Source organism: Promineifilum sp. (SeqCode), assembly GCF_041918635.1.
In the GTDB taxonomy this organism is placed as follows: domain Bacteria; phylum Chloroflexota; class Anaerolineae; order Promineifilales; family Promineifilaceae; genus Promineifilum.
This window is the reverse complement of record NZ_JAYRVJ010000571.1, coordinates 1-20,199: the sequence shown is the minus strand read 5'-3', so window position 1 is coordinate 20,199 and position 20,199 is coordinate 1. Positions and strand designations below refer to the sequence as shown.

General features: G+C 67.1%; 16 protein-coding genes. 6 read left to right on the top strand and 10 right to left on the bottom strand.

Features of this window, described 5'->3' with window-relative positions:
• Positions 1–166 precede the first annotated feature (166 nt).
• The gene (locus ACE3UY_RS17095) at positions 167–1,093 is read right to left on the bottom strand and encodes a DMT family transporter (RefSeq protein WP_374688701.1); all 927 of its coding nucleotides are present in this window, start codon (positions 1,091–1,093) and stop codon (positions 167–169) included.
• Between the two features lie 208 nt (positions 1,094–1,301).
• Entirely contained in the window at positions 1,302–1,862 is a 561-nt protein-coding gene (locus ACE3UY_RS17090; RefSeq protein WP_374688700.1) for a DUF4256 domain-containing protein, read from the bottom strand.
• A gap of 207 nt (positions 1,863–2,069) precedes the next feature.
• Here ACE3UY_RS17090 and ACE3UY_RS17085 point away from each other — a divergent pair, with 207 nt between their 5' ends.
• From ACE3UY_RS17085 to ACE3UY_RS17070, 4 genes are read left to right on the top strand one after another with little or no spacing between them, the layout of a single operon-like run.
• On the top strand, positions 2,070–3,161 hold the full coding sequence (locus tag ACE3UY_RS17085) for a zinc finger protein (protein WP_374688699.1): 1,092 nt from the start codon (positions 2,070–2,072) through the stop codon (positions 3,159–3,161).
• Between the two features lie 9 nt (positions 3,162–3,170).
• Positions 3,171–4,031: a hypothetical protein gene (locus ACE3UY_RS17080; RefSeq protein WP_374688698.1), complete on the top strand. Its 861-nt coding sequence runs from the start codon at positions 3,171–3,173 to the stop codon at positions 4,029–4,031.
• Positions 4,032–4,033: 2 nt separating this feature from the next.
• A complete protein-coding gene (locus ACE3UY_RS17075) occupies positions 4,034–4,990 on the top strand; it encodes a D-alanyl-D-alanine carboxypeptidase family protein (protein ID WP_374688697.1) in 957 nt (318 codons plus the stop codon).
• Positions 4,987–6,591: a CapA family protein gene (locus ACE3UY_RS17070; RefSeq protein WP_374688696.1), complete on the top strand. Its 1,605-nt coding sequence runs from the start codon at positions 4,987–4,989 to the stop codon at positions 6,589–6,591. Before ACE3UY_RS17075 ends, ACE3UY_RS17070 begins: the two co-directional genes overlap by 4 nt.
• A 92-nt stretch (positions 6,592–6,683) precedes the next feature.
• Here the strand turns inward: ACE3UY_RS17070 and ACE3UY_RS17065 are convergent, their stop codons facing one another.
• The 5 genes from ACE3UY_RS17065 to ACE3UY_RS17045 all read right to left on the bottom strand — a co-directional run bounded on the left by ACE3UY_RS17065 (position 6,684) and on the right by ACE3UY_RS17045 (position 14,224).
• Positions 6,684–8,060: a M20/M25/M40 family metallo-hydrolase gene (locus ACE3UY_RS17065; RefSeq protein ID WP_374688695.1), complete on the bottom strand. Its 1,377-nt coding sequence runs from the start codon at positions 8,058–8,060 to the stop codon at positions 6,684–6,686.
• Positions 8,061–8,163: 103 nt separating this feature from the next.
• Positions 8,164–9,093 (bottom strand): YitT family protein, encoded by a 930-nt coding sequence (locus tag ACE3UY_RS17060; RefSeq protein WP_374688694.1) that lies wholly within the window; start codon positions 9,091–9,093, stop codon positions 8,164–8,166.
• Positions 9,094–9,111: 18 nt separating this feature from the next.
• A complete protein-coding gene (locus tag ACE3UY_RS17055) occupies positions 9,112–11,934 on the bottom strand; it encodes a hypothetical protein (RefSeq protein WP_374688693.1) in 2,823 nt (940 codons plus the stop codon).
• The gene (locus ACE3UY_RS17050; RefSeq protein WP_374688692.1) at positions 11,931–13,445 is read right to left on the bottom strand and encodes an ArnT family glycosyltransferase; all 1,515 of its coding nucleotides are present in this window, start codon (positions 13,443–13,445) and stop codon (positions 11,931–11,933) included. Before ACE3UY_RS17050 ends, ACE3UY_RS17055 begins: the two co-directional genes overlap by 4 nt.
• Before the next feature lie 86 nt (positions 13,446–13,531).
• Positions 13,532–14,224, bottom strand: coding sequence for a glycosyltransferase family 2 protein (locus ACE3UY_RS17045; RefSeq protein ID WP_374688691.1), 693 nt, complete (start codon positions 14,222–14,224; stop codon positions 13,532–13,534).
• A 127-nt stretch (positions 14,225–14,351) separates the two neighbouring features.
• Here ACE3UY_RS17045 and ACE3UY_RS17040 point away from each other — a divergent pair, with 127 nt between their 5' ends.
• Together ACE3UY_RS17040 and rlmN are read left to right on the top strand one after the other, a co-directional pair.
• Positions 14,352–15,176, top strand: a complete 825-nt coding sequence (locus ACE3UY_RS17040) for an HAD-IIA family hydrolase (protein WP_374688690.1) — start codon at positions 14,352–14,354, stop codon at positions 15,174–15,176.
• Positions 15,151–16,221, top strand: coding sequence for a 23S rRNA (adenine(2503)-C(2))-methyltransferase RlmN (gene rlmN, locus ACE3UY_RS17035; protein WP_374688689.1), 1,071 nt, complete (start codon positions 15,151–15,153; stop codon positions 16,219–16,221). The genes ACE3UY_RS17040 and rlmN overlap by 26 nt, the downstream gene beginning before the upstream one ends.
• Positions 16,222–16,325: 104 nt before the next feature.
• On the opposite strand, the gene ACE3UY_RS17030 is transcribed toward rlmN, so the two are convergent.
• The 3 genes from ACE3UY_RS17030 to fbp form a co-directional block, all read right to left on the bottom strand.
• Positions 16,326–17,372, bottom strand: a complete 1,047-nt coding sequence (locus ACE3UY_RS17030) for a peptidoglycan DD-metalloendopeptidase family protein (protein WP_374688688.1) — start codon at positions 17,370–17,372, stop codon at positions 16,326–16,328.
• 82 nt (positions 17,373–17,454) lie between these two features.
• Positions 17,455–18,732, bottom strand: coding sequence for a transcription termination factor Rho (rho, locus tag ACE3UY_RS17025; protein ID WP_374688687.1), 1,278 nt, complete (start codon positions 18,730–18,732; stop codon positions 17,455–17,457).
• 437 nt (positions 18,733–19,169) lie between these two features.
• Positions 19,170–20,168 carry a class 1 fructose-bisphosphatase gene (gene fbp / locus ACE3UY_RS17020; RefSeq protein WP_374688686.1) on the bottom strand — a complete coding sequence of 333 codons (999 nt, stop codon included), beginning with the start codon at positions 20,166–20,168 and terminating at the stop codon, positions 19,170–19,172.
• Positions 20,169–20,199 lie beyond the last annotated feature (31 nt).

Genomic DNA, 20,199 nt, shown 5'->3' with positions numbered 1-20,199 from the left:
GGAAGATGAGGTCAGTGGGGCGGGAGGGGGGGGACAGCGGGGGGTGCCCGGGTGGGGGGTGGGGGGTTACGCGGGCGGCCCCCCCGGGCGGGCCGCCCCGCGGGGGGCCCGGCCGGCGCGGGGGGGGGGGGGGGGGGGCGCGGGGGGACCCCCCGCGGGCCGCCCCCTACCGCCCCACTGACCTCATCTTCCCCTGCCGCCTCAGCACCGGCAAATAATTCGCCCCCAGCCCATTGACGACCATGACGCCCAGAAGGATCAGCGCGAAGCCGGCCAGGGCATACCAGGTCAACTGCTCGTCCAGCACCAGCACGCCCAGGATGACGCCGAAGACCGGGATGACGTAGGTGACCATCGAGATGTAGGTCGGGTTGGCCGTCTCCAGCAGGCGGTAGTAGACGATGAACGCCAGCCCGGTTCCCAGGATGCCTAGCGCGACCAGCGAGGCGGCCGCCGCGGGCGATGGCGCAGCTAACTGCCACGGCCGGTCGATGAGTAGCGCGACGGGCAGCATGAAGAGCGTCGCCAGTGAGAGCTGGGTGGCCGGCGCGACCAGCGGCGGCAAGCCCCGCAGGTGGGCGCGGCTGTAGATGATAGCGATGCCATACAACGCCGAGGCGACGGCAACGGCAATCAGTCCCCACGTCGATGCTTGCACCCCACCGGCCAGCGACGGCAGGATGAGCAGGAACAACCCCACAAAACCCAGCAGCACGCCAAGCAGCTTCGAAGCCGTCATGCGGTCGCCCGGCACAAGAAAGTGAGCCAGGATGATGGTGAAGATGGGCGTCGTGCCGTTCAGGATGGAGGCCAGGGCGCTGTCGATGTACTGTTCGCCCCAACTGAGTAGAATCCAGGGCAGGGCGTTCTGCAACAGAGCCAGGACGGCCAGCCGCCGCCACAGTGTCCGCTCGCGGGGCAGCGAGCGCCGCGCCGCCATCAGGGCGACCAACAAGAAGGTCGCGCCGACCCCGACGCGGCCTAGCACCAGGGTCAGCGGCGGTATGTCGCCCACCGCGACCTTGATGAACAAAAAAGACGGCCCCCACATGGCCGCCAACAGCATGAGCAGTAGCAGGTTTTTGAGGTTCATAAGCGCACTCGCCCGAATTATCGCATGATTCGCGGCGGCGTCTGTAAAGTCGGTTACATGACTAAAGACTTGACAGGTGGGCGGCCACAAGTTTCGCTTTTATGAGAGGGCTATTGGCCGCCCACCTGTCAGGTCTGAGCGAGATGGGCGAGTTGGCCGGCTGCGGCGGATAGGCAGACAAGCCCGGAGAAGCGAGCTAAGACGACAGCTAGACCCGTAGCGACCCCCGGAACCCCCGAGCGGCATAGTAAGATTGCGCGCCGTTGTGATAGACGAAGACCTTGTCGTAACGGCGATCACAGAAGAGGGCGCCGCCGAGCTTTCTAACGTCAGCAGGTGTCATCACCCAGCTTGACGTTTTCGTATCGAAATTTCCAAGTTGTTGCAGCGCTCGGTATTGTTCTTCCGTTAACAACGCAATGCCCATGGCCGCGGCCATGTCCATCGCGTTATCGTCTGGTCTGGCTTCTTTCCTTGACTCCTGCGCTTCACGGTCGTAGCAGACACTGCGGCGGCCTTTGGGACTCTCCGCTGAACAATCATAGAAAATGTATTCGCCCGTCTTGTCGTCACGGCCTACAACGTCCGGTTCGCCCCCGGTTCGCTCCATTTCACTGAGCGACCACAGCTTTTCAGGCTCCGCTTCGAGCCTGGCGCGCACGCCGGCCCATTCAAGACCCTGGTGGCGGTTCATATTTTGCTCAAAACGGGCTTGCAATACGGTGAGGAGTGCTTCACGCGCTTCTGGAGAAAGGGTTACGTTTGCCATAGTTTTTATGCTAACCATGTTTTATTTTTGGTCAATGCTTTATCTGAACAGGCTCAAAGAGAGGGTTCTCCCTAGGTCAAGGTTCATTAGTAGACCCGCCCGAACTATTGCCTGATTCGCGGCCTCATCTGTACAATCGGCTGCAGGTGGGTGAGCTGGCCGGCCGGCTGCGGCGGGTGGGCTGGCCCGCCCGACCGGAGAACCATCATGACGAAAGAATCTCTGGGCCACGTAGAACTGGAGTGGACGTGCCCGTTCTGCAACACGCGCAACCGGGGCCGGAATAAGGTCTGCGCCAATTGCGGCGCGGCGCAGCCGAAGGATGTCCAGTTCGAGCAGGCCGCCAAGGACGAGCTCGTCACCGACGCCGAGGGGCTGGAGTTGGCCAAGGCCGGCCCCGACATCCACTGCCCGTTCTGCGGCACGCGCAACCCTGCCACGGCCAAGAAGTGCTCCCGCTGCGGCGGCGACCTGACCGAAGGGGAACGGCGCGAAAGCGGCCAGGTGCTCGGCGCGCAACAGACCGGCCCCGTGGCCCAGGTCGCGTGCGAGTACTGCGGCACGAAAAACCCGGCCACCAACGTCAAATGCACTAACTGCGGCTCGCCCCTGGCTAAAGCGCCCCGACCGAAGCCCGCCGCCGCCCCGGCCGCGGCCGCCGCGCCGTCCCGCATGAGCCCGGTCATGCTCATCGTCGGCGGGATCATCCTGCTGGTGATCTGCGGGGCCATCGCCTTCTTCGTCGCCCGCGGCTTCCAGACGGAGACCAACGTCGCCCGCGTCAGCGACGTGACCTGGCGGCGCAGCATCGTTGTCCTGGGGCTGGCCCCCGTGGAGCGCAGCGCCTGGGCCGACGAGATACCGGGCGACGCCGACGTCGGTTTCTGTTCGGAGCGCGAGCGGGAACGCTCCCCCTTCCCGACCGATCGCTCGGAGGAGGTGTGCGGCACGCCTTACGTCGAGGATGAAGGCACTGGCTTCGGCGAACTGGTGCAGGACTGCGAGTACATCGTCTACGACGACTACTGCGAATACACCACCATCGAGCTAATGCCCATCGGGACGATTGACGAATCTGGCTCCGACCTCAACCCATTCTGGCCGCAGACCCGGCTGGAGCAGGATCAGCAACTGGGCGAGCGCCGCGAGGTCTACCAGATCACCTTCGACGTGGACGGCGAGACCGTCGCCTACGAGACGACCAACGCCAGCGAGTTCGCCCGGTTCGCGCCGGGCAGCGCGTGGCAGGTCGAGATCAACGGCTTCGGCGACATCGTCAACATCGAACCCGCTCGCTGACCCCACACTATGGAATCCCTCTACCGACTATCGGCGCTGGTGCGCGGTTATGACCTGCGCCTCGGCTACAACCGCGTCATTCTGGGGCTATCGGCGCTGGGCGCGCTGGTGGCCGCCGCCGTCCGGTTGGTTGCGGACGCAACGGTAGAGGAGGCCCTGTGGCGGGCCGTCGCCGCCGGCGCGGCCGTGTTCGCCGCCGCAGCCATCGCCAAGGAACTTGATCCCGACCGGCCTCGCGCCGCCGTGGTCGCCGCCGCCGTGGCCGCGGCTGGGGCGTGGTTCATCCGGCCGGATACGCTGGACGTGCTGGCGGCGCTGCTGTGGCTGATTCTGGCCGTGCGGCTCATCAACCGCTCCACCGGCCTGCGGCCGAAACTCAGCGACGCGCTGGCCCTGCTGGCCGTGGCCGCCTGGCTGCTCTGGCGAGGCTTTCCCCTCTTCGGCGCGCTGGCGGGCGGCGTTTTCCTACTCGACGCTCGGCTACACGACGGTCGCCGGCTGCACGCCGTCCTCGGCGCGTTGGCGCTGGTGAGCATCGCCATCGCCTGGGCGCTTGGTTGGGTTGATCTGGCGCCCATCCCGTCCGGCCGCTGGCTGACAGCCGGCCTGCTGGCCGTCGCCGTGGCCTTCATCCCCGTCATCCTCACCTACTACACCGTCGCCGCGACGGCCGACGCCACGGGCGCGCCGTTGAACGGCGCGCGCGTCCAGGCCGGGCAGGCGGTCGCTCTGGGCAGCGGCCTGTCATTGGCCTCCTGGCAGGGCCAGCCGGGCGCGGCGCTGCTGTTCGCGCTGTGGGCGGCATTTCTGGGCATTGTGGGGTATTATTTGCTGATCACACGCGCGCGCCGCTCGGCCGCCTCACTGTAGACATGCCCAAGACCACCGTTCGGGCCGCCTGGCCCCTCCCGCTCCTGTTACTGGCTGCCGCGCTGCTGCTCGGCGGCTGCGCGCCGGCTGCCGCCGGCCCGGTCGCTGTGGCCGTGGACGCGGGCGTCGATAGCGCGGCCGTTCCCGCAGCCACGCGCCCGCCGGTCATCAGCACCGGCGTGCCGCCGTCGCCGACACCCGCGCCATCGGCCACGCCGACCGCGCCCCCCGCGCTAACCGCGTCCCCCACGCCGCTGGCGACCGCGACGCCCATCCCTTCGCCCTCGTCCCGCCCGTCGCCAACGCCCGACCGCGATATCCTGTGTAGCCAGCGCCTGCCCGGCAGCGACTTGCTAACCATCGTCACGCTGACCTACGGGCTGAGCCGCGACTTCGAGCCGCGCGGCCTGGTTCCCCTCGATGGCTACCTGCCCAAGGAGGTGACGTTGGGCTACCCGACTCAGTTGCGCCACGTGGCCGTCGGACCGCTGGTGCGGATGATCGCCGACATGCAGGCCGCCGGCCTCCACCCGTTCATCATCTCCGGCTACCGCAGCTACTCGGCCCAGGCCATCGCCCGCCAGAAGTGGTTCGAGGAAGAGCCGGAGCGGGCGGCCATCCTCAGCGCGCCGGCCGGCTTCAGCGAGCACCAGTTGGGGACTGTAGTCGACTTCGGCTCGCCCGAACTGCCGGAGGTCGTGGGGCAGGAGGATATCGAGTTCCACACCTACTTCTACAAGACGAGCGAGGGCATGTGGCTGGCCGAGAACGCCCATAAGTACGGCTTCACCCTGAGCTACCCGTTTGAGGCGTTCGAGATCACCGGCTTTTTCTATGAGCCGTGGCATTTCCGTTACGTGGGCGTCGAGATGGCGACGCACCTCCATGAGGCGGGCATCTCCCTGACCGAGCACCAGTTGGCCGAGGAGCCGCCGCCCTGTATCCCGGACGAATCGTGAAACAGAAGACGCTTGTTCTGGCGGCCATTCTGCTGGCCGCTCTCTTTGTCCTGAGCGCCTGTGGGCAACCGCCGGCCGACACCACCGCGCCCCCTGTGGCCGAGGCTGCCACGGCCGAACCCACCGCCGCGCCGACGGCCACGCCCACGGCGACGGCGACGCCTTCGCCCACCGCCACGCCCACGACAACACCCACCGCCACGCCCAGCCCCGTGCCGCTGACGCTGGCCGCGCCGGCCGAGTGGGAGGCCGCCGCCCGGAGCGCCGGCGAGCGTCTGGCGGCGTCCGGCTATGCCTGGACGGTCGTGGCCGTCGAAGACCCGGCCGCGGCGCTGGCCGACGGCCGCGCCCAGGCCGCGCTACAACTGGGCGAAGGGGGCGAGGTCGTCCGGGCCGAGCCGCTGGCCTTCGCCGTGCCGTTTACGACCACCTGGGAGTACCTGAACGGAGCCGAGGCCGACGCCATCCTCGCCAACGGCCACGGGCTGGTGCAAGTCATTCGCTGGAGCGACATGGACCCGACCATTAAGGCGATGCGCGTGGATGGCCGCCACCCGACCGACCCCGACTATCCCTACCGCGAGACGTGGTCGCTGGTGGCCGCGCCCGGCCACGAGGCGGCGGCGGCCGAACTGGCTCCGGCGCTGGCCGAGGCGCTGGCCCCCCTGCCGACGATTCGCCTGGCCGCGGTGGGCGACCTTAACATCGCCCGCACGCAGGCCGAAATCATCACCACCACCGGCGACTTCGTGTACCCCTTTGCGCGGGTCAAGTCCGTCTTTGACGCCGCCGACTACACCATCGGCAACCTGGAAACGTCCCTGGGCGACGTGGGCGAGCCGGCGGACAAGCGCTACACCTTCCGCTCGCCGCCGGAGGCGGCGCAATCGCTGGCGCTGGGCGGCGTCGATCTCGTCTCGCTGGCCAACAACCACGCCCTGGACTACGGGCCGGAGACGCTCTTGCAGGGCATTGACCTGCTGGCCGCGGCCGGCGTGGCCGTGGTGGGCGGTGGGGCCAACGACGCGGCGGCCCACGCGCCGCACGTGGCCGAGATCGGCGGGCTGAATGTGGCCTTCCTCGGCTACGTCCACGTGCCCGTCGAGGCGGTGACCAACTTCGACACCCAAAGCTGGACGGCCACGGCCGACGCGCCGGGGCTGGCCTGGGCCGACCCGGCGCGCGTCGCCGCTGACGTAGCCGCCATCCGGCCGTCGGTCGATCTGGTGGTGGTCATCCTGCACAGCGGCTATGAATACATTGAGGAGCCGAGTAAGGAGCAGGTGGCGGCGGCGCGGGCGGCAGTGGACGCGGGGGCCGACCTGGTGGTGGGCCACCACGCCCACATCCTGCAGGGCATCCACCATTATAACGACGGCGTCATCGCCTACGGTCTGGGGAACTTCGTCTTCAACATCGAAGGCCCGCCGGAGACGGCCATCCTGAACGTCTGGCTAGACCGGGACGGCGTGCGCCAGCTGGAACTCATCCCGGCCATCGTCCAGCAATACGGCCAGCCGCGGCTGGCCGACTTTGAGGAAGCGCAGACGATCCTGTCGCGGGTGTACTACCTGACGACGATCCTCAACGCGACGCCCTAAACGGTAGGGGCGGGTTTGAAACCCGCCCCTACAGGTGTGACCATTTGTGTACGGGCGGGTTTGAAACCCGCCCCCACGACACCTGAAAATGGTTAGGGCTGCGCCACGGCCGCCGCACCTGGCCCGACGAACTGCTCGGTCGAGAAGCCGCTGACCAGCCCCCGCTCGTTCAGCGCCGCAATGCTGACGGCGTAGGTCACGTTGGGGTCCAGACCGGTCAGGGCGACGTTGCCGGCGTTGTGGGCGCGCACGAACCGGAAGGTCGGGTAGTAGGTCGAGTCAGCCGGACGGAAGGAGATGGCGTAACCGGCGGCGTCCTCAGAGACGGGCCACGTCAGCAGGTAAGCTCCCGGTTCGGCCATCGTGGCGACGACGGGCGGCGCCGGCTGGTGCGGCCCCCCGGCCAGATTGGCCGTGACGGCCACGTTGAGCTGCACAATCCGCTGGTGATAGTTGTAGTCGATCAGATCCCACGTATCCCGGTTGGAGTTGAGGAGATCGGGGTCTTCCACCGACTCCATGACGCGGATGGACGGGAAGCCCACGGCCACGAACTCGCGGTGGTCGCCCCAGCGCCCTTCGCGGTCTAGCGCGTCCTGGATGAGAACGGGGAAGGTGGGCAGGTAGAGGCCGCCCACGTATTCGTAATACCGGCCCAGCGCGCCGTTATTGGAGGTCAGAAACTCCGGGGCGAAGAGGCGCACGTGCTGGGGGACGCCCGCCCGGCCGCCGACCGCGTCATAGTTGATCGAGGCGATGATGTTCTTGCCATCGAGGAAAGCGTTTTCGGCGAAGTACCGCGCGCCAAACGCCCCCTGCTCCTCGGCCGAGGTTGCCAGGAAGACGATGGTCTGGTTCCAGTCGCGCGAGCTCATAATGCGCGCCGTCTCGATCAGCAGGGCGATGCCGGAGGCGTTGTCGTTAGCCCCCGTCGCCCGGCTGGCGCCGTCCGTCACCTCGCCCGGCCGGTTGTCGTAGTGGGCCATCAGTACGATGATGCCATTGCCGCCCCCCTTGCCCGGCAGGGTGGCGACGACGTTGCTCTGGTCGGCGGTGTAGCCGCTGTAGGATAGGGGAAAGTCCTGGAACTCAACGACCAGCCGGCCATTGCCGACGCGCACGAACTCATTGAAGATCCAGCGCCGCGCCGCGCCGATGCCGAAGGTCTCTGACTGGGTGTCGCTGAAGGCGTTGCGCGTGCCGAAGCTCTCCAGTTGGCGCACGTAGGCCATGAGCTGTTGCTGCGACACCTCCAGGATCAGCGACTCGATGGCCGGATCGAGGGTCGGCACTACGTCGCTGACGGGATCGGTGATCAGCTCGCCGGACGCATCGGGGATCATCAGGGCCGGCGTGGCCGGCGGCGGGGTGGGAATGACGAGTTGCGGCTGTGGCTCCATCAGGCTACAGCCGGCGGCGGCGAGCGCGATCAGCAAGACGCTGATGAGGCGGTTGATCGATTTCGACACTGGCTTCCCTTATCTTCCACGCAAAGTGGCCATTCTTCTTCCGACGACCGGGGAGCATACCCGAATTGGCGCGCCGGTGCACGCCTGCTGATCAACGGTTAACCTACGCTGTCTCCGAGTCGACGGCCTCCGGCGGCTTGCTGAAGACGGGCGGCCGGACGACGCCGCCGCTGGTCTGGTGCCCCTGGCCGATGACGACAAACGCCGCCGGGTCGATCTCGGCCACGACCTGGCGCAGCAGTTCCACGTCCGGGCGGGTGACGGTGCAGAACAGGATGGTGTGCTCCGCCTGCGTGTACATGCCCTCGCCCGACCAGCGCGTGACGCCGACGCGCAGCCGCTCCATCATCATCGCCCCGACTGCTTCGGGCCGGTCAGTGACGATGAAGACAATACGCACCACGCTCGGCCCCTCAAAAACGTAGTCGGAGGCCAGCCCCATGATGAAGAGCATGATCATGCCGTACAGCGCCCGCTCCCAGCCAAACGCCAGGCCCAGGGCGATGATGACAAAGCCGTCAATGGCGACGTAGAGCTGGCTGATGGGGATGCCCGTCTTGACTTGCAGAATGCGGCTGATGATGCCCGTGCCGCTGACCATGCCCCGGCCGTGGATGACCAGCCCATAGCCGATGCCGCCCAGCACGCCGCCATAGATCGCGGTCAGCAGCAGGTCATCGACGATCCCGCCCGTTGGCAGGAAGCGGGCTGTCACGTCCACGCCGATCGTGTAGAACACCGTCACGTACAGCGTGCGCACCAGGAAGCGAAAGCGGCCCAACTGCCAGAAGCCCAGGGCGATGAGCGGCGTGCTCAGCAGCAACATGCCCAGGCCACGAGAGATGCCGGTGTAGTGGTTGAGGATGAGCGACAGGCCGCCCACGCCGCCGGGCGCGATGTTGCTGGGGGCCATGAAGATGTTGAAGTTGACCATCATGATGAGCGCGCCGATGGTCAGGAAGGCGTAGTTGCGCAGCGTCTCGCGCCAGTTGATGGGCGAGACACGTTTGACATAAGATTGCAGAGTTGCCATGATGTGCTTTGCCTCCGGTCAGGATGGTGAGCGACGGCGAACGGCCAGCAACGCCACGCCTACAGCCGCCACCGCCAGCCCCCCCAACGACAGCGCCGCGCCCACGCGCACGCCGCGCGGCCGGAAATGGAATTCGATCTCGTGCTCCCCGGCGGGCGCAAAGACGCCGCGAAATAGCCCGTCGGCCTGGTAGATCACGACCGGCGCGCCGTCCAGCGTCGCCACCCAACCGGGGTAGAAGGCGTCGGTCAGCACCACCAGCCCGCCATCGCCCGTCACGCGCAGGGTGACGTGCTCCGGCGTGTAGCCGACGATCTCGACCGCGCCTCCGTTGGCGGCTGCGCCGGGCGCGGCCGGGCCGTCCACCTCGTCGCCCACCAGGACGGCCGAGAGGCGCGGATCGAACTCCGCGGCGCGCATCGCCTCCACCGCGGCGGCGTCCGGTTGCCACTGCCACTCGGCCACCAGGAAGGCCCGCGGCTGGGCATCGAGATTCTCGTAGATCTTCACGTCCCCGGAGTGGATGAGCCGGTAGGGCGCGGGCGCGAGCGGCTGGAACGCGCCGTCGCGGCTATCGACCAGGGTCAGGGCGCTCGCGCCGCAGCCGGTCGCGCCGCCGTCGCAGGGCAGCAGGCGGATGGCCTCGACCGTCGCCAACTCCGGGAAGGTCGCGCGGTACAGGTCGGGCGCGGCCAACAGCGCCGGCGCCAGGCGGCGCGTCTGTCCCCCAACGGCGATCTCGATGGGCGGCGGCGTCCCCTCGGACAACAGCCACAACTCGGTCGCCTCGAAGGGGGGCACATCGGCCACGGTTGCCGACCCCTCGCCGGCGCGGAACGGGTGCTGCCGGTCGAAGAACACCCCCTCGCGCCACTCGTCGCCAACCTTGTCGGTAATCAAGTAGCGGCCGTTGAACAGGCTGAGCCAGCGAGCATCGGGCGCGGCCGGCAGGTACTCGCGCAGGCGGCCGTCGGTCGTGGCCGTCCCCTCGGGCAGGATGAGGCCCATCAGGCGGCCGTACTCGCGCAGGGGCAGCACGCCGCCGTCAAAGCCGTCCACCGCCGGCAGGCCGTAGACCATCGACAGGTTGGGCGACAGGACTTCCTTATGCTTGATGGCGATGAGGTAGTCGTAGAGGGCCGCCGCGTCGAGCTGATCGGCGTAGATGGCGTCGATCTCCGCGCCGTCGCCGGGGTCGAAGAAGATGTCGGACAGGCTCAGGAAGCGGTCGGGCGGCGCGGCGCATGGCGCGTCGCACGCCGCCCGCGCCAGCAGCCGGGCCACGGGCGGGCGCAGGTCGAAGAACGCCTCCGGCGTGGTCAGGCGGTCGTAGGGCAGACCGCGCGACCCCAGCCACAGGACAGCCAGGGCCAACGCCAGCAGGTCGAATGGTGCGCGAGTCGCCCGTCCGCGAGGCGCGCTCAGCGCCACCCACAGCAGTAGCCCCAACAGGACAAACTCGATCAGCCAGCCAAGCAGCGTTCGCCCGGCCGGGAAGGCGAAGGGGGCTTCTGCGCCGGTGGGGATGACGAGGGCCAGCGGCGCGGCGGCGAAACCCCAGCCAATGAGCAACGCCAGGCCAATCCCCGCGACGAGCAAAGGCCGTTTCAGACCTGTCAGGTCTTCTGAGACCTGACAGGTCTCACCTGTGGCAAAGCGGCGCACCCTTTGCCAGCCATAGCCGGCCAGCAGGGCCACGGCCAGCGCAGCCACGGCCAGCCAGCGCGCCGGCACGCGGAAGAGGTCGAACCCGGGCAGCCGGCCGAGCAGGTAGTAGACGGGTGTAAAGCGGCCGAAAGCCAGCACGAGGGCCACGATCAGCAACAGCAGCCACGGCCACACCGCCCGCTCCCGCCGCCAGGGCCACGCGCCGGCCACGGCCAGCGCCAGCGCCGTCAGCGGCAGAAAGGCGACGTACTCGCTGAATAACTCTTGCCCATAGGCGGGCAGGAGAGCCCGCGTCAGGTGGAGCGGATGCCAGGAGAAGGATAGTACCTCGTCCAGCGGCAGCCCCCCCTGCCGGCTGGAGAGTCTCGTGAGTTCCAGCGTCGGCAGCAGTTGGACGGCGGCCAGCGCCGCCGCCAGGGCCGCACCCGCCGCCAAGACGACCGCCGCGCGCGCTACCCTAGACCTGTCAGGTCTTCCGAGACCTGACAGGTTTGCCACCAACCATATCGCCACACTGACGCCGCTGATGAACGCCGTCTGCGTGTGCCCGGCGAGCAACTGGAGAGCCAGCAGCGCGCCGACGGCCAGGATGGGAAGCAACAACTCTTGCGCCCGCCCCGGCTCGCCGGCCTCCCGGCCGGCTTCTCTCGCCCACGACCCCAGCGCGGCGAAGTACCAGGGCAGCCAGGCCAACCCCTGCAACTGGTTAACGTGTTCCACCTGCGAGGTCAGATAGCCGCCCAGGGCGAAGAGCGCGGCGGCGAAGAGGGCCGCCGTTCGCTCCAGCCCCAGCGCCCGGCGCGCCGCGAGGTAAGTCCCCCAGCCAGCGATGGTCACGTGCAGGAGGATGGCCGCGCTGACCGCGTAGGGCGTGCGCCACAGCAGCCACACCGGCCAGTTGAGCGGGTAGAAAAAGCCGGCCTGGCTGTTGGCGAGGAAGGGCGCGCCCATGAAGATGTCGGGGTTCCACAGCGGGATGCGCCCGGCGCGCAGGGCGTCGGCCGCCGCCTGCCAATACGGGTAGAAGTAGAGGAAGGTGTCGCCGCGGGCCAGGATGAGGTTGGTGAAGGTCAGGCGGTGGAAGAACAGCGCCGTCAGCGCGACCGGCAAGAGCACCGGCGCGAGCCGCCAGAGTCGGGCCAATCCGTCCGCCCGCGTCCCGACCCTGTTCACTCCGCCGCCTCCTCGGTCACAATGCGAAAGAGCGTCATGCTTGCCGTCCCATCTTGCCCGGCCACCGGCTCCAGGCCGTAGCCCGCCTCGGCCAGCCGCCGCGCCACGGGTCGCGCCGCAGCCGAGGCGGGCAGGGCCACGTAGCGCGCCGCGCCCCCGCCGCCGAAGACCGCCAGATCATCCAGCAGCGCGTCGGCGTGGAGAAACCAGCTGACGTAGACGCGCCGGTCGAAGAGGTGGTAGCGCCACTGCCAACTGTACCAGTGATCATACAGGACAGTCCCATAGGGCGCATCCTCCAGCAGCCGGGCCACCGCGGCCGCGCCGCCGTCGGCCGCCGGCCCGCCGCCGATGGGGTGGCGGCCGGCGCGGGCGGCCAGCATCACCGGCGCGTGTAACGCGGCCACGGCGACAAGCAGCGCCGCCGCGGCGCGCCCCCACACCGGCCTTGCCGCTCTCATGGCGGCCAAGGCCAGCGACACGCCCCGGCCGAGCAACACGGCGACCAGTGGTAGCAACGGCAGCAGATAGCGATCCCACAGGGGGACGGCCCAGAGCCAGTGGAGGAGGGTGTAGGCTAGGATGAAGAGAGGCAGCAAGAGCAGGGGGGCAGGGGGGCGGGGGAGCGGGGGAGCAGAATGTGCGAGCGCAGAGTCCGCATCCTCAGATGCGGACGGGCGCAGGCGGTGCAGGAAGAGGGGCAGACCGATTGCCAGCGCGCCGGCCAGCAGGAGCAGCGGCCAGCCAAGCGCCAACCGCCACAACCGCGCCGTATCGGCCAGCCGGGGCCACAACTCCCACGACCACGCCAGACGCAGCCCGCCTACGTTGGCCCACTGGAGGGCGACCGGCCCCGGCGCGCCGGCGCGGGCCACCATCCATAACAACAGGACGGCCAGCGCCAGCCCCATTCCCATCAACCACCGCGCCGCCTCCCCGCGCCGCCAGCCGGTCAGCCAGGCCAGACCGCCGAGCAGGGGCAGAAAGAGGAACGCCTGATACTTCGTCGCCAGGGCCAGTCCGAAGCACAGCCCCGCCAGGAAGGGACGGAAGCAGAACGACTGACCCGCGACCGGACGGACGGCCAGGCAGAGCGCGACCGTCAGCCAGAAGGTCAGGAGCGGGTCGCTGAAGGCGGTGGCGCTGAACTGGACGGCCAGCGGCGCGACGGCCACGACCGCGGCGGCGAGCACGGCCGTCACGCGGTCGCCAGTCAGCCGCCAGGCCAGCTGCGCGGTGAGAGGGATGAGCAGCAGCGAGGCGACGAGCGACGGCAGCCGCGCCGCCCATTCCTCCGGCCCGGCCAGCGGGTAGAAGAGCGCCTGGGTGTAGAACAGCAGCGGCGGCTTGTCCACCAACTGCGTCTGGAGCAGCGGGTCGCGCCACACGGCGATCAGCCGCGCCCAGCCGGCGAAGAGCGCCTCGTCGGCGTGGAAGCTGTTGGCGAACAGCCCGCGCACCCGCAGCGCCGCGCCGAGCCAGCAGAGCAGGAACAAGCAGAGGCGGAACATGGAGGGGTTAGGGACTAGGGGTTAGGGTCTAGGGGCCAGGGAAGAGCGCTCTTCCCTGGCCCCTAGTCCCTGACCCCTATTCCCTATCAGTCAACGAAACGATACTTCAACAAATAGTACAGCGCCTTCGGCCCCTCCCGCCATGGGTTCAGCTTCTTGCCCTCTTCGAACTCGCGGCCGTTGTAGGAGATGGGAACCTCGTAGATGCGATGGCCGCGCTTGAGGACTTTCGACGTGATCTCCGGCTCGAACTCGAAACCGCGCGAGCGCAAGGGGATGTCTCGCACCACATCGGCGCGAAAGACCTTGTAGCACGTCTCCATGTCGGTCAGGATGGTGTTGTAGACGATGTTGGTGACCAGGGTCAGCATCTTGTTGCCGACCATGTGCCAGAAGAACATCGTCTTGGTGGGGCCGCCGCGGAAGCGCGAGCCATAGACGACGGTCGCCCGCCCCTCGCGGATGGGGCGCAGCAGCGCCGGGTAGTCGCGCGGGTCGTATTCGAGGTCGGCGTCCTGGATCAGGAAGATGTCGCCGGTGGCGGTGGCGAAGCCGGTGCGCACGGCCGCGCCCTTGCCCATATTCTTGTCGTGCAGGATGATCCGGATGATGGATTCATCGAGTTGTTGAATGGCCGGGTACAGTTCGCGCGTGCCGTCCGACGAACCGTCGTCCACGAGGACGATCTCGGCCGCCTCGCCCACGGCCAGAACCGCCTTGACCGCGTCCTCGACCGTGGTGCGCTCGTTGTAGACCGGAATGATGACCGAAACTTTCACGTTTTTCTCTTTACTCCCGCCCGGCGTCAGCCGGGCAACCTGTGAATTATAGCACCCCGCCGGACACCCTCCAACCACTGTAGCGCGGGTTGCCAACCCGCGCTACATCGCTATCATCAATGACACTATGGCTCAACCCATCCGCAACCTCATTCTCGACATGGACGGCGTACTGTGGCACGGCGAGACGCCGCTGCCCGGCCTCGTCGACTTCTTCGCCGCCCTACGCGCGGCCGGCATCGGCTTCGTACTGGCCACCAACAACGCCGCCAAGACGGCGGCCATGTACACCGACAAACTGGCCCGCCTCGGCGTCGCCGTGCCGCCGGAGCAAATCCTGACCTCGTCCGAGGCCACCGCCACCTACATGGCCGGCGAGTACCCCCCCGGCACGCCCGTCTACGTCGTCGGCGCGCAGGGGCTGCGCGACGCCATGACCGCCAAAGGCTTCCGCATTATCGCGCCGGCCGACGTGCGCGCCGGGGCCACGGCCGCTTTCGTCGTTGTCGGCTTCACGCCCGACGCCACCTACGAGGACCTGGCGATGGGATCGCTGCTGGTGCACCGCGGCGTGCGCTTCATCGGCACCAACCCCGACCCCTCTCTGCCGACTGAGTTAGGGCCGCTGCCCGGCGCGGGCGCGCTGCTGGCCGTCATCCGCACCGCCACCGGCGTCGAGCCGACGGTCATCGGCAAGCCCGGCCCCATCGTCTTCCAGGAGGCAGTGAAGCGGCTGGGCGGTGACGCCGCCTCGGTGGCAATGGTCGGCGACCGCCTCTCGACCGACATCTTCGGGGCCAAGGCCGCCGGGCTGCGCTCCGTCCTGATGCTGACCGGCATCTCCACCCGCGAAGACGTGGCGATTAGCTCCGTCAAACCGGACTACATCTTCAACAACCTGACCGAGCTGGCCGACTATTTGATCCATGAACAAGAACCCATCACCGTCTGAGCACCGGCCCACCCTCTACGACCTGGACTTGTCGGGGCTGACGGCGCTGCTGGCCGAGTGGGGCCAGCCGGCCTTCCGGGCGCGCCAGGTCTGGGAGTGGCTTTATCGCCACTACGCCGCCGGTTTCGACGCCATGACCAACCTGCCGGCCGCCCTGCGCGAACGGCTGGCGGCCGAGACGACGCTGACAATCGGCGACATCGTGCTGCGCCAGGACTCGCGCGACGGCCAGACGCACAAGGTGCTCTTCCGCCTGCCCGACGGCCAGTTCATCGAGACGGTGCTGATGCGCTATGAGAAGCGACGCACGCTGTGCATCAGCTCGCAGGCCGGCTGCGCCATGGGCTGTGTCTTCTGCGCCACCGGGCAGATGGGCTTCATGCGCCACCTCTCGGCCGGCGAGATCATCGGTCAGGTGCTCTACTTCGCGCGCGAACTGGCCGCTGAGGGGCAGCACGTGACCAACATCGTCGTCATGGGCATGGGCGAGCCGCTGCACAACTACGACAACACCCTGGCCGCCGTCGACCGGCTGACCGACCCGGCCGGCTTCAACCTGGGCGCGCGCAAGATCACCATCTCGACCGTCGGCCTCGTGCCGGCCATTCGCCGCTATGCCGATGAGGCGCGCCAGACGCCGCTGGCGATCTCGCTCCACGCCGCCACCGACGCGGAGCGCAGCCGCCTGCTGCCGGTCAACCGCCGCTGGCCCATCGCCGAGTTGATGGAGGCGTGCCGCTACTATTCGGAGAAGACGGGGCGGCGTATGACCTTCGAGTGGGCGCTCATCGCCGGGGAGAACGACACCGAGGAGCAGGCGCGCCGGCTGGGCGAGTTGCTCCGGGGCATGCTGGCCCACGTCAATCTCATCCCGCTCAACCCGACGGCCGGCTATGGCGGCCAGCCCTCCTCGCCGGAGCGCGTGGCGCGCTTTCAGGAAGTGCTGGGGGAGTACCGCGTCTCTAGCACCGTCCGCGTGCGTCGCGGCATTGACATCCAGGCCGGCTGCGGGCAATTACGCGATCGGCACGTGAGCGGTTTGTAGTCAGGCAATTCATTGCCGTTCTGCGCCCAGGTCCGACCCACTTTCTGAAGTGAGTTGCACCTGACGAAAGGAAGAACGGCAATGAATTGCCCGACTACGAACGGCTAGCACCCCCCTACGTACCAACACGGATTATCCTGCACGCCATTGGCCCGCACCTCGAAGTGGATGTGGGGGCCGGAGGAGTTGCCGGTGTTGCCCGTGCTGCCGATGACGTTGCCCTGATACACGATCTGGCCGGGGACGACGCTGATGCCGCTGAGGTGGGCGTAGAACGTCTCGTAGCCGTTGCCGTGGTTGACGACGATCAGGTTGCCGAAGCCGTAGATGTTCCAGCCGGCGAAGGTGACCGTGCCCGTGTCAGAGGCGACAACTGTAGTGCCTTCGGCCAGAGCGATGTCGATGCCGGGATGGCCGTACCAGAAGTATTGGCTGAAGTTGCGCGAGCTGACGGGATAGATGTAGGTTCCCGTGCCGACGATGACCGGCGTCACGCCGCTGCCCTCGCGCGAGGAACGCACCGACTCCAGGCTGGGCGGCGTCCACACAAACACGTCGCGCACCGCGCCGGGAACCATGATCTGCGTCTCCGGGTAGAGGCGGTAGGGGAATTCCAGGTTGTTGGGGGCGTAACCGAGGATCGTCTCCACCGGCACGCTGTAGAGAGCGGCGATGCTCTCCAAGGTGTCACCTGGCTGAACGTCGTGCAGCACGCCGTCTATCGGCAGGATGATCAACGTCACCCCCGTCTGCAACAGGCTCGACTCCTGGCTCAACTGCGGATTGCCGCCCAGCAGCGTTGTGGCCTGGATGCCGAACTTGTCGGCGATGCCGTTGGGCGTGTCGCCGCGCTCGACGGTATAAGTCTGAAAGTTGTGCTCGGGCTTGCGGCCGACAAAGGTCAGGGGCACGGCCGCCGGGGCGAGGGCCACATCCTGAAGAACGGGCACATCGACGGCGGCGTCCGCGGCGGCGATTGGTGGGGAGTCGGCAGCGTCCGCGGCGGGGGTGGCTCCGGGCGCGGCCGGCGACTCGGCCTGGGCAGCGTTGTGGGCGACTCCGGCGCGCCACCCCAGGAGGATCAATCCGGCCACAAAGACCAGAACGACATACCCGGCGTAGCGCTGCCGTGCGCGCTGATAGGTAGGCATAGGCGGCTGAATGCTACCACAGGGAAAGCGCGCGGCCACGGCGCCAGGGCGGCGGCGGCGCGCTTTCTCTAGAAGCACTCAGCTAGGCCATGTCTTTGGTGAGCGTTTCCAGGAATTCGTAGTTGGTCTTGGTCGCGCGCAAACGCTGGAGCACGGCCGCCGTGGCGCTGCTGATGTCGTAGCCGGGCGTGTCCATCAGGTGGCTCAACATGCGGCGCATGGTGTAGACGCGCTGAAGCTCGTCGGCCGAGAGCAACAGTTCCTCGCGCCGCGTGCTCGACCGCTCAATGTCGAAGGCCGGGAAGATGCGGCGCTCCTGCAAACGGCGGCTGAGCAGCAACTCCATGTTGCCGGTTCCCTTGAACTCTTCGTAGATGACGTCGTCCATACGGCTGCCGGTATCGACCAGCGTGGTGGCGATGATCGTCAGGCTGCCCCCGAACTCCAGGTTGCGCGCCGTGCCGAAGAAGCGCTTCGGCGGATAGAGCGCGCCGGGATCGAGACCACCGGACAGCGTGCGGCCGCTGGGGGGCACGGTCAGGTTGTAGGCGCGCGCCAGACGGGTAATCGAGTCCAGCAGGATGACCACGTCGCGGCCCGACTCCACCAACCGCTTACCCCGCTCCAGCGCCATCTCCGCCACGCGGCAGTGATGCTTCACCGGCTCGTCGAACGTCGAGCTGACGACCTCGCCCTGGGTGGAGCGCTCCATGTCGGTGACCTCTTCCGGTCGCTCACCGATGAGCACGACCATCAGATGGATCTCCGGGTAGTTCTCCGAGACGCCGTTGGCGATCTCCTTGAGCACCGTCGTCTTGCCCGCCTTGGGCGGGGAGACGATCAGACCGCGCTGCCCGCGGCCGATGGGCGCAACCAGATCCATCATGCGGGTGGACAGGATGTGGGGCTTGGTCTCCAGCTTGATCTTCTGGTCGGGGAAGATGGGCGTCAGCGACTCATAGCGCACCCGGTTCTTCAGTTCTTCCGGGCTCATGCCGTTGACCGCCTCGACGCGCAGGAGGCTGTAGTACTTCTCGTTGTCCTTGGGCACGCGCACCTGGCCGTAGACCATGTCGCCGGTCTTCAGGCCGATGCGCCGGATCTGCGAGTTGGAGACGTAGATGTCATCCTTGCCGGGCAGATAGGAGCCGGAACGCAGGAAGCCCATCGTTTGCTTGTCATCTTCGACGATTTCCAGCACGCCGCCGCGAAAGTGGTAGCCGCTGGATTCAGCGTCGGCCTGCATGACGCGGAAAACGAGATCCTGCTTCTTCATCGTCGTGTAGCCGGGGATCTTCATCTCGCGGCCGATGTCGCGCAGCTCGCTCAATTTCTTGCTTTCGAGTTCACCTATATCCATACATTACTCTTCTTTGCCACCGTGCATCCCAAGGGGAAAGCACCGTGGCGACTGGGGGTTTATTTGATTCGCAGCTTGCTTGTGCTGTTGGCTTTGTCAGTACAATCCCTGCCCCATTTTCACGCCCGCACCCACACCCCAGATTGGCCCCAATAGACAGGGCAACCACTCGCGTTTGCGAGCCGCCACCATTCATTCAGCAGGTGGATTTAGAAAGGGGGGAAACCGGAACAGGTCGATCGATAGAACCTATCGCTTGTTTGCTTGAACTGAGGGAGCGTACTTCATCCCACAAGGTGGTACACACAATGGGATGGTCGTAGTATAGCACGTCATGGCGATGGGGTCAATAATGCCCTTTCTCAGTTATGGCGGTTTCATCCAACTATTCACGGTCGCATGGTAGGGCGATTTGGCAAATCGTCTACCAGCCAGACTCATTGTTCATCTTCTTGACGAATAAACGCCTCCACTCGTTCCACCAGCGAGCGATTGCCTAAGTAGAGCGCCACGCGCTGGTGAGGATGAGTGGGCGTGATGTCCAGAATGGGCCGCCGGCCATCGGAGGCGTAGCCACCCGCTTGCTCGATCAGGAAAGCCAGCGGCGCAGCCTCATACACCAGCCGCAGCTTGCCGTCCTTGCGCTTCTGTTCCGCCGGGTAGCAGAAGATGCCGCCGCGCAGCAGGTTGCGGTGGAAGTCGGCCACCAGCGAGCCGATGTAGCGCGCCGAGACGCTGGGGCTATCGTCCTCCTTGCCCTCCAGCCAGTCCAGGAAGCGCTGGACGCCGGGCGACCAACGACTGTAGTAGGCGGCGTTGACGCTGTAGTAGGCGGGCGGCTTGGGCAGTCTCAGATTGGGATGGGATAGCAGGAACTCGCCATACTCCGGATTGAGCGTGAAGCCGTGGACGCCCTGCCCTGTGCTATAGACGAGCATGGTGCTGGCCCCATAGAGCACGTAGCCGGCGGCGACCAGGTTGCGACCAGGCTGGAGCACGTCCTCCAGCCGGCCACGCCGCTCGTCTTCCAGACAGCGGTAGATGCCGAAGATCGTGCCGATGCTGACGTTCACGTCGATGTTGGACGAGCCATCCAGGGGGTCGAAGACCAGCACGTAGCTACCCTTCTCGTAGCGCGCCGGGATGGGGATGATCTCTTCCTGCTCCTCCGACAGCATGACGCACAGGCGGCCGGTGTGCTCGCACAATTGCACCATGATGTCATGGGCGTAGACGTCAAGCTTCTGCTGTTTCTCACCCTGCACGTTCGTGGCGCCGATCTCGCCCAGGATGTCCACCAGTCCGGCGCGGTTGGTCTTGTGAGCGATGATCTTGGCCGCCAGGGCGATGTCGTATAACAGTTGGGTCAACTCGCCGCGGGCGAAGTCCGGCTGATGCTCCAGAATAAAGCGTTCGATGGTGGTGACGGTTGACACAGGCTGCGCTCCTTGTCGGCGATTGGTGGGT

Coding starts and splice junctions, on each gene's coding strand:
- ACE3UY_RS17095 (WP_374688701.1), bottom strand. CDS start 1,093: ATGAACCTCAAAAACCTGCTACTGCTCATGCTGTTGGCGGCCATGTGG.
- ACE3UY_RS17090 (WP_374688700.1), bottom strand. CDS start 1,862: ATGGCAAACGTAACCCTTTCTCCAGAAGCGCGTGAAGCACTCCTCACC.
- ACE3UY_RS17085 (WP_374688699.1), top strand. CDS start 2,070: ATGACGAAAGAATCTCTGGGCCACGTAGAACTGGAGTGGACGTGCCCG.
- ACE3UY_RS17080 (WP_374688698.1), top strand. CDS start 3,171: ATGGAATCCCTCTACCGACTATCGGCGCTGGTGCGCGGTTATGACCTG.
- ACE3UY_RS17075 (WP_374688697.1), top strand. CDS start 4,034: ATGCCCAAGACCACCGTTCGGGCCGCCTGGCCCCTCCCGCTCCTGTTA.
- ACE3UY_RS17060 (WP_374688694.1), bottom strand. CDS start 9,093: ATGGCAACTCTGCAATCTTATGTCAAACGTGTCTCGCCCATCAACTGG.
- ACE3UY_RS17050 (WP_374688692.1), bottom strand. CDS start 13,445: ATGTTCCGCCTCTGCTTGTTCCTGCTCTGCTGGCTCGGCGCGGCGCTG.
- ACE3UY_RS17040 (WP_374688690.1), top strand. CDS start 14,352: ATGGCTCAACCCATCCGCAACCTCATTCTCGACATGGACGGCGTACTG.
- rlmN (WP_374688689.1), top strand. CDS start 15,151: ATGAACAAGAACCCATCACCGTCTGAGCACCGGCCCACCCTCTACGAC.
- ACE3UY_RS17030 (WP_374688688.1), bottom strand. CDS start 17,372: ATGCCTACCTATCAGCGCGCACGGCAGCGCTACGCCGGGTATGTCGTT.
- rho (WP_374688687.1), bottom strand. CDS start 18,732: ATGGATATAGGTGAACTCGAAAGCAAGAAATTGAGCGAGCTGCGCGAC.